Annotated in this window: 15 protein-coding genes; 2 read left to right on the forward strand and 13 right to left on the reverse strand. The window is 38.0% G+C overall.

The window, feature by feature from the left end; all coding sequences use genetic code 11:
• Position 1: 1 nt before the first annotated feature.
• Entirely contained in the window at positions 2 to 349 is a 348-nt protein-coding gene (gene arsC, locus CRYPD_RS02150; RefSeq protein ID WP_138145932.1) for an arsenate reductase (glutaredoxin), read from the reverse strand.
• Positions 350 to 364: 15 nt separating this feature from the next.
• Between arsC and CRYPD_RS02155 the strand changes: the two genes are divergently transcribed.
• Positions 365 to 871, forward strand: a complete 507-nt coding sequence (locus CRYPD_RS02155; protein WP_138145933.1) for a TlpA family protein disulfide reductase — start codon at positions 365 to 367, stop codon at positions 869 to 871.
• On the opposite strand, the gene epmB is transcribed toward CRYPD_RS02155, so the two are convergent.
• Entirely contained in the window at positions 868 to 1,821 is a 954-nt protein-coding gene (gene epmB / locus CRYPD_RS02160; RefSeq protein ID WP_138145934.1) for an EF-P beta-lysylation protein EpmB, read from the reverse strand. The genes CRYPD_RS02155 and epmB overlap by 4 nt on opposite strands.
• 52 nt (positions 1,822 to 1,873) lie before the next feature.
• Complete coding sequence (locus tag CRYPD_RS02165; protein WP_138145935.1) at positions 1,874 to 2,059, reverse strand: Alvin_2107 family globule sulfur oxidation protein; 186 nt, start codon at positions 2,057 to 2,059, stop codon at positions 1,874 to 1,876.
• 118 nt (positions 2,060 to 2,177) lie between these two features.
• Here CRYPD_RS02165 and uvrD point away from each other — a divergent pair, with 118 nt between their 5' ends.
• A complete protein-coding gene (gene uvrD, locus CRYPD_RS02170) occupies positions 2,178 to 4,343 on the forward strand; it encodes a DNA helicase II (protein WP_138145936.1) in 2,166 nt (721 codons plus the stop codon).
• Here the strand turns inward: uvrD and CRYPD_RS02175 are convergent.
• The 10 genes from CRYPD_RS02175 to CRYPD_RS07850 all read right to left on the reverse strand — a co-directional run bounded on the left by CRYPD_RS02175 (position 4,319) and on the right by CRYPD_RS07850 (position 11,066).
• On the reverse strand, positions 4,319 to 4,801 hold the full coding sequence (locus tag CRYPD_RS02175) for a hypothetical protein (RefSeq protein ID WP_138145937.1): 483 nt from the start codon (positions 4,799 to 4,801) through the stop codon (positions 4,319 to 4,321). The two genes, uvrD and CRYPD_RS02175, sit on opposite strands and share 25 nt — an antisense overlap.
• On the reverse strand, positions 4,798 to 5,097 hold the full coding sequence (locus tag CRYPD_RS02180) for a nucleotidyltransferase family protein (RefSeq protein WP_138145938.1): 300 nt from the start codon (positions 5,095 to 5,097) through the stop codon (positions 4,798 to 4,800). The genes CRYPD_RS02175 and CRYPD_RS02180 overlap by 4 nt, the downstream gene beginning before the upstream one ends.
• Positions 5,098 to 5,229: 132 nt before the next feature.
• Positions 5,230 to 5,964, reverse strand: coding sequence for a co-chaperone DjlA (djlA, locus tag CRYPD_RS02185; RefSeq protein WP_138145939.1), 735 nt, complete (start codon positions 5,962 to 5,964; stop codon positions 5,230 to 5,232).
• Positions 5,965 to 5,985: 21 nt separating this feature from the next.
• Positions 5,986 to 6,267 carry a hypothetical protein gene (locus CRYPD_RS02190; protein WP_138145940.1) on the reverse strand — a complete coding sequence of 94 codons (282 nt, stop codon included), beginning with the start codon at positions 6,265 to 6,267 and terminating at the stop codon, positions 5,986 to 5,988.
• Positions 6,264 to 7,247 carry a beta-N-acetylhexosaminidase gene (gene nagZ, locus CRYPD_RS02195; RefSeq protein WP_138145941.1) on the reverse strand — a complete coding sequence of 328 codons (984 nt, stop codon included), beginning with the start codon at positions 7,245 to 7,247 and terminating at the stop codon, positions 6,264 to 6,266. Before nagZ ends, CRYPD_RS02190 begins: the two co-directional genes overlap by 4 nt.
• Positions 7,244 to 8,599, reverse strand: coding sequence for an AmpG family muropeptide MFS transporter (locus CRYPD_RS02200; protein WP_244610237.1), 1,356 nt, complete (start codon positions 8,597 to 8,599; stop codon positions 7,244 to 7,246). The genes nagZ and CRYPD_RS02200 overlap by 4 nt, the downstream gene beginning before the upstream one ends.
• An 8-nt stretch (positions 8,600 to 8,607) precedes the next feature.
• Positions 8,608 to 9,009 carry a rhodanese-like domain-containing protein gene (locus tag CRYPD_RS02205; RefSeq protein ID WP_138145943.1) on the reverse strand — a complete coding sequence of 134 codons (402 nt, stop codon included), beginning with the start codon at positions 9,007 to 9,009 and terminating at the stop codon, positions 8,608 to 8,610.
• The gene (locus CRYPD_RS02210) at positions 9,006 to 9,452 is read right to left on the reverse strand and encodes a L,D-transpeptidase (protein ID WP_138145944.1); all 447 of its coding nucleotides are present in this window, start codon (positions 9,450 to 9,452) and stop codon (positions 9,006 to 9,008) included. Before CRYPD_RS02210 ends, CRYPD_RS02205 begins: the two co-directional genes overlap by 4 nt.
• Complete coding sequence (rlmD, locus tag CRYPD_RS02215; protein WP_138145945.1) at positions 9,446 to 10,765, reverse strand: 23S rRNA (uracil(1939)-C(5))-methyltransferase RlmD; 1,320 nt, start codon at positions 10,763 to 10,765, stop codon at positions 9,446 to 9,448. Before rlmD ends, CRYPD_RS02210 begins: the two co-directional genes overlap by 7 nt.
• A 145-nt stretch (positions 10,766 to 10,910) precedes the next feature.
• Positions 10,911 to 11,066, reverse strand: coding sequence for a hypothetical protein (locus CRYPD_RS07850; RefSeq protein WP_171004280.1), 156 nt, complete (start codon positions 11,064 to 11,066; stop codon positions 10,911 to 10,913).
• Positions 11,067 to 11,158 lie beyond the last annotated feature (92 nt).

Consider the following 11,158-nt stretch of genomic DNA (forward strand, 5'->3'; position numbering starts at 1 on the left):
TTTAAATAATCGCCAATACATTTTCAGGTGGTCGCCCAATTACTGTGCCTTTATCGGTTTTCACAATGGGACGCTCAATAAGAATTGGGTAATCAACCATTGCTTGGATTAAATCAGCTTCACTGAGTGTTTTATCTTCTAAATTATTGGCTTTGTAAGGCGCTTCATGGGTGCGCATTAATGACCTAGCATCTAATTTTAATTGACTAAGCAGTGCTTTTAACTCTTCAGCAGAGGGGGTATCGTCCAAATATTTAATTACTTGAAAATCAATACCTTTTTCTTCTAAAATACCTAGAGTCAACCGAGATTTTGTGCATCTGGGATTATGATAAATTATTGCACTCATTTTAAAATCTTCTATATGAAAAAAATCTTTATTATACTCGCTATCATTCTTCCTTTAAGTATCGTTCACGCCATAACACTGGGGGGAATTTTTTCTAAAAATAGCACCCCAAAAAATATTCAACTACCACAATTTTCAGTGGTGGATATGAACGGAAAAATACACAATAATAAGACCGTTAAAGGCAAATACTTGGTGGTGAATTTTTGGGCAACTTGGTGTCCACCTTGCCTTAAAGAAATCCCTGCTTTTGTTGATTTTTATGACAAGCATTCAGACAAGGTGGAACTCTTAGGTATGGATTATGAACAGGTTAATATTGATAAAATTACCGACTTTACCGATAATTTTATGGTGAATTACCCCATTATTTTATCCAGTGACAAAAATCGTGCTGAATTTGAAAAATTTGGCAAAGTGGTTGGTATGCCGACCACCTATATTTACGCCCCTGATGGAGCATTAATTAATCATTATATGGGGGAAATTAATATCAAAACTTTAGAAGAAGCCATTCGCTAAAGCCAAGTTTTTGCTGCTAAATTCTCATCTCTTACCAATCTAGGCACTAAGTAACCGCTAAGTTTTTTACCTAATTCTCGGTGTAATTTAGTGGCAGTTTCATCCTCAACTAAAAAATGCTCTGCACCGCTAACTTTATCCAATAAATGTAAATAATAAGGCAAAATTCCCAAAGCAAATAAATCAGTAGAAAGTGTGCTTAAAACCGACACAGAATCATTCACACCTTTGAGTAAAACCGATTGATTAAGCAAAGTTACCTTAGTTAATTGCCCTATAGCTTCAGCAAATTTATCTGACAACTCATTAGCATGATTAACATGGGTAACTAGCACGATGCGTAATCTAGTTTTACCCAGCATTTTTACTAATTCAGCAGTAATTCTACTCGGCGTTACCACTGCACTACGCGTATGAAACCGAAGATTTTTAATGTGTGGAATGTTTTCAATATTGTTAATTAAACCCTGTAATTTTTCATCACTTAAACTCAACGGGTCGCCACCACTTAATATCACTTCATTCACTTGCGGATGGGTGTAAATATATTCCTCAATCGCTTGCCAGTTACTAATAGCGTCATGCCCGCTATAATTAAAATTTTGTCTAAAACAATATTGACAATGAATCGCACAAACCCTAGAAGCAATCAACAAAACACGATTAGGATACTTATGAATAAGCCCTGCAACAGGCGCATTTTCCTCATCCTCTAACGGCTCAATTGAGAAGCCCGGCGTCTCAATTGAGAAGCCCGGCGTCTCAGTTGAAATGACTTGTTTTAGTAGGGGATCGTTAGGGTTGTTTTTGTCAATTAAGTTGGCAAATTCTAAGGGGATTTTAATAGGGAAATTTTGGTCTTCAAATTGCTTGCTGTGAAAAAAAGCGTTGCATTTATCTGCACCTTTCAGTGTGTTGTGTGTGTTGTACTGCCAAGTATTTTTTTTCATTTAATAAAAAGCCCCGTAAACGGGGCTTTAAAAAACTTTATTTAATTAACGATTAAGTAAAGTTTGTAAAGTTTGAATCTGTGTGTTCTTTACCATCTTCAAAGCCAGACTCCCACTCATCAGTAATTCTTTGTTCTTCAATCTCAGGATTGTTTAAGAAACCAGCTACCCAACCTTGAATATAGTTGTCATTTACACCCATCTCTTCCATTTTTTTAACGCCTTCGTAGTATGTCATTACTGCCACTCCTTAATAAATAATGTTTATAATTTCTTACTCTTAACCAAACTCAAATTATTAGATATAAGAGAAAGGTAATATTATAACCATTTAAAACCAATACACAATAAAAATTATGAATTTATCTGAAATAATTGACGGACTAAATAACGAACAATCTCAATCGGTTACTTTAAATGACGCACAAAGCGCCTTAATATTAGCAGGTGCAGGCTCTGGAAAAACTCGAGTGCTAACCCATCGTATCGCCTATTTAGTCACACAAAAAAACCTTCATATTGATGCCATTTTAGCGGTAACTTTTACCAATAAAGCGGCTAACGAGATGCGTGAACGCCTTAATGTGCTATTAAGGCGACCTATCAGAAGTATGTGGGTGGGCACTTTTCATGGTTTAGCGCATCGGCTGTTGCGCACCCACCCTGCTGAGGCGAATCTAAGACCTCAGTTTCAAATTCTTGACCAGCAAGATCAATACCGTATTATTAAACGCTTAATGAAAGAAAATCAAATGGATGAAAGTAAGTTTCCAGTTAGAAAAGTCCAATGGTTTATCAATCAGCAAAAAGATGAAGGCATTCGCCCCAATGATATTGAGGTGGGGTATAATTTTTTCATCAAAAAAAGCCTTGAAATATTTAAACTCTACGAAGCACATTGTAATGCCAATGACCTGATTGACTTCGCTGAATTGTTGGTGCGTAGTTACGAGTTGCTAAAAAATAATCCAGTATTGCTCACACACTATCAAACCCGTTTTGCACATATCTTGGTGGATGAATTCCAAGACACAAATACCATGCAATACAAATGGATTAAACTGCTGTTTGATGGTAATAACAAGGTATTTTGTGTTGGCGATGACGACCAATCTATTTACGGCTGGCGTGGTGCAAAAATTGAAAATATTACCAAATTAGAAACCGATTTTGCACCCATTCAAACCATCCGCCTTGAACAAAATTATCGCTCAACAGGTAATATTCTAAACGCCTCAAATGCACTGATTGCAAATAATTCAAACCGTATGGGTAAATCTCTATGGACAGATGCTGGCGATGGCGAGCTGATTGATTTATACGAAGCACGCACAGAAACTGATGAGGCAGATTTTGTCATTAGCACCATTCAAAAACATCTTGATAACGGCGCATCGGCTAATGAATGTGCCATTCTTTACCGCTCAAATGCACAATCTAGAGGGTTTGAAGAACGACTGATTAAATACAATATTCCTTATATTATTTACGGCGGTTTACGCTTTTTTGAACGGGCTGAAATCAAAGATGCCCTGTGTTATTTACGCCTAATGGAAACCACTGCCGACAATGTTGCCTTTGAACGCGTGGTGAATTTCCCAACGCGTGGTATTGGCGCCGCTACCGTTGAAAAAATACGAGGATTTGCACGAGAAAATCAAACCAATTTATTCCAAGCAGCGACCAATATAGCTTCAACATTGCCTACTCGTGCTGCTAATGCCTTGGTTGCATTCACTCAACTGATTGAACAAATGCAAGACGACACCAAGCACCTAGATTTATCTGAAAAAGTTGCCCACTTGATTAAAGCATCGGGGCTGATTACACATTATTCCAACGATAAAACCGACAAAGCGGGCAGCAAAACTGCCAACCTAGAAGAGCTAATTGCCGCTGCCAGGCAATATAATCACGAAGAAGACAATGACATGAGCGAGACACTGGGATTTATCTCCCTAGCATCACTTGACTCCAGTGGCAATACCAATGCACCACCCACTCAAAATGTGCAATTAATGACCATTCACTCAGCCAAAGGTCTAGAATTTCCTTATGTATTTTTAACAGGTATGGAGGAGGATTTATTCCCCTCTAGGCAGTCCAAAGACGAGCCACATTTGATGGACGAAGAAAGGCGATTGTGCTATGTAGGTATGACTCGTGCGATGAAAAAACTGTCACTGTCCTTTGCCATTAAACGCTTTTTACACGGACAATCTATCTACGCCCACCCTTCTCGATTTCTCTCAGAAATTCCAAGTAAATACTTAAACCAAATTAAACAAAAATATGGTGCAACATCCAAAAACTACCAAAAAGATGATTCATTTAATCAAGATATTGCACCACAAGCAAATGGTGAATTATCAATTGGCAGAACCGTTAAACATGCTAAATTCGGCTTCGGCACCGTGCTTAATTTTGAAGGCAATGGCGACAGCGCTAGAGTGCAAATAAAATTCAAAACTGCTGGCACAAAATGGCTTATTAGCACTTATGCCAATTTAGAATTTGTTTGATTTTCTAAAATATTTCTAAGCCTCTCAAAACTTTGACTTAAAACAACAAAAAATGTTTTTGCCAACAGTAAATGTTCAAACAATTGTGCCATATCGTCAACATATTCATGCACCAATTTATTTCTTAATAGACGCATATCAAGCCAATCATTCGCATCGCTAATAATGTTAAGTTGCTCTAATCGATGTAAGTTGTCAATCGCTGTTTTTGGGGTTTCACCTGATCGAATTAAAAATAAAGGCAATAATTTATCCACAAACATATCCTGCATGCGTGAGAATTTAGATACAAATGATTCTAATCTATCAATGCCTTCAGGTGTATTTAGCGTATTTTCTAGCCAAACAACACTCAACTCATTTTGATCAAATAAACGACTAATGACACCCTTAATTAAAACATCTTCTTTCTCAAGAATAGTGATTATTTGACTTATTCTTTCATCTAAATCATTCATAATTCTATTCCTTTTTGCAGTGCTTGTTGCTGAATAGCATTTGGTGTTTGGCAAGGCTCTAGGGTAATAATATCAATTTTCTGTTCACCTAATTTTCTTTGTAAAAGCGTATTAAAGCGCAACACTTTTTTTGCAAGTTGGGTAGTATTATCACTAAATTCTAACAATAAATCAATATCGCCACCTTTGCGCTTATCATCCACTCTTGAACCAAAAAGTTTGACTTTAACCTGAGTGTTAAAATGCTGTTTTGCTATCTGTTTAATGGTGTTTCTTTGAAAATCACTTAATCTCATGTGCCAAATTTTAACATAAAAAAATGCCTACCTTGGTGAGACGCTTAAGGGCAAGCAGTAGTAAACCCTAAAAAGTAAAAAAATCAGAAGTGGTTAATTAGCGCTTACACCAAGTTGGAATTCGTTTAACCTTTAACGCTTCCTTGATTTTTTAATCGCATCATAAGCTTTGTTAATCTTTTTTGACTGCTCGTTAGCATAATCCATGAATTCTTTAGGTAGACCTTGAGACTGTATCTTATCGGGATGATGTTTAGATATGGCTTTCCTGTAAGCGTTTTTAATCTCTTTATCGCTATTGTCTTTAGCACAGCCAAGCACCTCGTAATGCTTATCTATATCAGCCTTATCCCAGTTATCTCGGTTGTTAGCACGATTTTTATAGTCATTATATATACCGTGGTGTAAGCCTAAATACTCAGGTATTTTTCTTAGAATTTCATCTTCTTGTTCATGCAAAACACCATCAGAATGCGCAACATCCCAAAGCACTGCATAGACAACTCCTATCATTTCTGCACTGGCTAGTGCTCTGTATTGACTGGCATATTCGTAGACTGATTGCTCACTTGATGACGCTTTTCTAAAGGCATTGATGGCAGTTTCCTTATCTTTACCACTCAATCTTATGGCATTCATAAACTGCGTTACAGCGTCAATTTCTTCTTTAGTAATAATACCATCTGCTTTTGCCATCTTTGCAAGCATTGAGAAAAGAGCGTTAAAAAATAGTTCTTTAGCGTGAGTATGATTATTAACATTGAATGACTTTATAACAAAGTTCAATATCCAAATTATAGCAATACCAATGAACGCACCAACAAGCCCATTAACCCAATAACCAAAAATAGCAGCCAACCAAATCATTTCTTATTTCTGAGTTATTCTTTAGTTTAGGGTTTTCTTTAAATCATCCACAGAAAAACTTTGCACAGTTTGTTCATCGGTATAAACAGGCTTCATTTTGGTGTGTGATCCAGATTCTTTTTCGATGGCAACTTGTCGGGAAACGACAATGTCTAGGCAGTCGGTAATCATTTTTTGCGTGTCTTTTGTCAATGGATGACGCAAGCCAGGCTTAGTCATAGTGTCTTTGGCGACGGCAATAAGGGTTTTCCTCATGGCATTTAGAAGTCTGGTTTCAAAATCTGGTGTGTTGTTATTACTCACAATAAATCCTTAATGGTGGCTAAATGTTGTTGATGGTTAATTTTATCGGATTTAAACTTACAAAAACCTTGCATTGATTGTAATTTTTCACTCATGCCCCAATCTTTGTCAATTACTTGTGCGACTAATTCCGGATGGTTGCAAATAAGCACCATATCGCAGCCACTGCCTAATGATGCGCCTACTCTGTCGGCTATATTTTCAATAAAATGTGCACCTTGCATAGATAAATCATCACTAAATACCACGCCAGAAAATCCAAGTTGCACTTGCAAAATATCTTTAATCCACTTGGAGGAAAATCCTGCGGGTTTAACATCCACCTGAGAGTAAACAACATGGGCAGGCATAAGGGCATCAAGTCCGTGGTTAATCAAGTTTTTAAAGGGTTTTATGTCTTGCAATAAATCGCTCATGGGTCTGTTATCTACTGGCAAATCTAGATGTGAATCTGCCACCACAAAACCATGTCCAGGAAAGTGTTTGCCCACACATTTCATTCCTGCTTTGTGCATACCTTGGATTAAAGAACCTGCCAATTCAACCACCACGGTGGGGCTAGAATGAAACGCTCTGTTGCCAATCACAGAAGAATTACCATGGTCTAAATCAAGCACAGGGGCAAAAGAAAAATCCACACCAATGGCTAACAATTCATACGCCAAAACAAAGCCACAAGAAACCGCCTGTTTTAAGGCAAGGCCTGGGTTTTTATCATAAATTTTGCCTAATTTTGCCATGGCAGGAAGATGGGTAAAACCTTGTTTAAAACGCTGCACTCTGCCACCCTCATGATCAACGGCAATCAGTAAGTTTTTGTTGACTTGGCGAATGTCTTTGATCAAAGATGTAACTTGGCTAATGGATTCAAAATTGCGCGTAAACAAAATCACGCCCCCAATAGAAGGTTTAACCAATTGTTGTTTTTCCTCTGTAGTAAGCGCCAAACCTGACACATCCATCATAATTGCACCTATCATACGAATAAGCCCTTAAATTTCCTACTAATCCAATACAACATAATTAAACTCGGTATGACCATTAAGGCCGTTATGGCGAAAAAAACCACCCATGGTCCACCAAAATTAGCTGCCCATTCTTGCATCTCCAAGCTATCCACCATCCACCCGCTACCGCCTGCAAACAAAGTCCTACCAAAATTGCCTGCCGATGCCATTAATGCGTATTGTGTAGCGGTGTAAGCGCGATTAGTAAGATGAGAAATAAAGGCAACAAACGCTACTGTTGAAAAAGCGGCAGTAAAGTTATCAAGCAAAATTGCGACTGCAAATACATTGGTATCTGGGCCAACAAAAGCCAAATAAGAAAAGATTAGATTGGTGCTTGCCATTGCCACACCACTAATCATTAGCCCACGCACCAAACCATAATGAACGGTAATCACACTAGCAATAATAGAAAAAACAATGGTCAATGTTGATCCGATTAATTTAGAATAAGTGGCAATTTCAGCAGTAGTAAAGCCAATTTCTTTATAAAAAACTAGCGACATTCTACCTAAAAATGCCTCGCCAATTTTGAAAAACATAATAAACAATAAAATAATTAGGGCAGTTTTGCCAAAACGCAAAAAAAAGTCTTTTAATGGCTCAACCAATGTGGATAAAAACCAAGCACTTGTTTTTTGCCATAAATGATGCCCACCCAATAAATTTTCATAATCCTGTTGTGCTTTTTCTTGCACCACTTGGCGCCGACTTTCTGGCTCATTTAAGCACAGCGTATTTAATATAAAACCCAGTACAAACACGCTAATCATTAAATAAACTGATGTCCACTCTTGCCCAAAATCAGACAAATAAAGTGCAATTGCCCCTAAAAGACCATAGCCTACCCACCAGCCAGAAGTAGCCATAGCAGCAGTAGCAGGTAACTTATCTTTTTCAGATATATCCATCACTTCAATTCGGTATGCATCAATCACAACATCTTGTGTACTGGATACAATCGCAACAGATAAAGCCAATAGGCTTACCCATATTAAATTGTCTTTTGGGTCGGTAAAAGAAATTAAAATAATCAGTAAAAATAACAAACTTTGTAACAACAAAAGCCACGATCGACGCTGCCCAAAGCGCTTGGTAAGAACAGGAATCTTGACCCTATCCAACAAAGGTGCCCATAACCAATTAATAGAATAAACAAAAAAAACTGAACCAAAAAAACCAATTGCTGTGCGTGTTAATCCAGCATCTTTAAGCCATAAGGTCATCGCTGAGCCAATAATCACCCACGGAAAACCACTGGCAATACCGTTTAAGAAAATAAACAGCATTCTTTTGTCTAAATAGGTTTCTAACAACTTGTTCATTAAAGGGCTTAACATTGCTCCCAAGGTATACCATCGTGCCGCCAGCCATTGACACTACCTCGTTGATTATTTTCATCAAGGTCGCCTTCAAAACCGCTTACAATATGAGAAACATTGCTAAAACCTTGATTGATTAAACAGTGTCCAGCATCAGTAGAACGATAACCACTGCGACAAATTAAAATAATTTCTGTGTCTAATTGACAGCCAAAACGCTGAATAGCAACAATAAAATTATCAGGGCATGGTTCCCAATCAGGCTCATCAATCCAAGGCACAAAAATACACTCAATCGGTCTGCCAACAAACTTATTCTCCGCTTCACAGCGCACATCAACTAAAACTGCACCTTGATTGGCTTGCAAGCGTTCATAAGCTTTTTTGGGTGTATATTGTATTAACCGATTCATGACTTCATTATAACCACATCTTCACCAATTTGAACGCTATCAAACAACGCAACCATATCTTGGTTATGTAGCCGAATGCAGCCTCTTGAATTAGGCGTACCCATTGGCGTTTCATCAGGCGAACCATGAACATAAATATAGCGCTCTTTGGTGTTTTTATTGTGCGCTTCAACCCCATCCAGCCAAAGAATACGAGTAAGTATCCAATCTCTATCAGGGTATTTCTGTTTTAATTCAGGGCTATATATTTCATCAGTTGGCACCCTACCCACCAATACTGAGCCTATTTCCAAACCATTGCCAATTTTTTCAGCAATTTTAAACTTGCCAGTCGGCGTGCAAAATGAACCCTCCTGTCCGCCAATACCATTTTTAGCACTACTCATAGAATAAATCTTGCCCTGATGTTTAAGTGTTTGATTGGTGATATTAATTTTTAACATTTAATGAATAATGTAATTGATTCCACATGGGCAGTTTGAGGAAACATATCCATCACCCCAGCGGTTTCTAATTGATACCCAATTTCAATGAGTTTGGCGGTGTCTCGTGCCAAAGTGGCAGGATTGCACGACACATAAACCAAACGCTCAACACCAAGTTTGGGCAACAACCCAACGAGTTCAATGGCGCCTGAGCGGGCTGGGTCAATCAATGCTTTGTTATAAGTTTTGCCCCGAAACCACTCAAAACCCTCCACCTCTTTAAACAAATCTGCCTTATAAAAATCAGCATTGGTAATGGCATTTTTCTCAGCATTATATTTAGCGCGTTCAATCAGCCCTAAATCCCCTTCTACGCCCACTACACACTTAGCGTATTTGGCAATTGGCAAAGTGAAATTACCCAACCCGCAAAACAAATCAATCACTTTATCGCCATCATCAAGCTCAAGTAAATCAATTGCCAATGACACCATTTTTTGATTCAATTTGAAATTTACTTGAGTAAAATCAGTCGGCAAAAATTCCATTTCAATATTGTGATCAGAATGGGAATAAGTTAAAATAACTGGCTTATCTAACGGTTTAACCGTGTCTTCACCACCACTCTGAGTATAAAACGAAACCCCCAACTTATTAGCACAATCTAACAATATCTGCTCATCCTCCGCACTAAACGGCTCAAGATGTCGCAAAATTAACACGGTATTATTCTCAGCAATTGCCACCTCAATTTGCGGCACTTGCGATTTAATAGAAAGCCGCTCAATACACTCACCCAAATCCCTCAAATGCTCACCAATGGAAGCATGCAACACCTCACACCTATCCATATTAGCAATCCAACCCGATTTTTTCTCCCTAAAGCCAACCAAAACCTTGTCCTTTTTCGCCACCCAACGCACCCCCAATCGTGCCTTACGCCGATAACCCCACGCCTGTACCTGCAAAGGCTCAAGCCAATTTTTCGGCTCAATTTTAGCCTGCTGTTTAAATGCATCTTTCAGCCACTCCCTCTTAGCCTCAATCTGATCCTCACTAGACAAATGCTGAAACGAACACCCACCACAAACACCAAACACCTCACATTTAGGCACAATTCGATTTTCCGCAGGTTTTAACACCTCCACCACAGCCGCCTCTTCAAATTTAGCACGAGAAAAAACACGCTCAGCCACCACTTTTTCACCCGGCAACGCCCCACTCACAAAAATCACTTTTTCATCTAAATGTGCAATGCCCCGCCCTTCATGTGAAAGCGATTCAATTTCTAATTCATAAATTTTTGGTTTTGGCTTTCTTCTTCTGCCCATTTTATAAACCCCCAAGAATAATTAAGTTCCACACTAGAAATATTGCCTCAAATAAGTGCTTGAAATCGCTTGCATAATAGGCTATCCATTTTACTCAAAATGTCTTATTTTATCCTAAAAAATACACCACTTCCCATCGCCTAAATTACCAAGCTCTTAAAGGCTTTTTTATATTGATTTTAATCCAAGTACTTTTAAAAACACATTGTGAGACCTTTGCATAATTCATAATTCCCCATCCTATTTTCAACCCTTGCAATTTTTCAAAAAAAAATAGCTCAAAATTTCCGTATTTTTCCATAAAAATCTAAAAAACACCTTGTTTGTTTGATTTTTTTAGCCTTATTTCTCTCTTTTTAGCCTTTTTTACTCACTGGATGTAATAATCCCTTA

The sequence above is a fragment of the Bathymodiolus heckerae thiotrophic gill symbiont genome (assembly GCF_900180345.1).
In the GTDB taxonomy this organism is placed as follows: domain Bacteria; phylum Pseudomonadota; class Gammaproteobacteria; order PS1; family Pseudothioglobaceae; genus Thiodubiliella.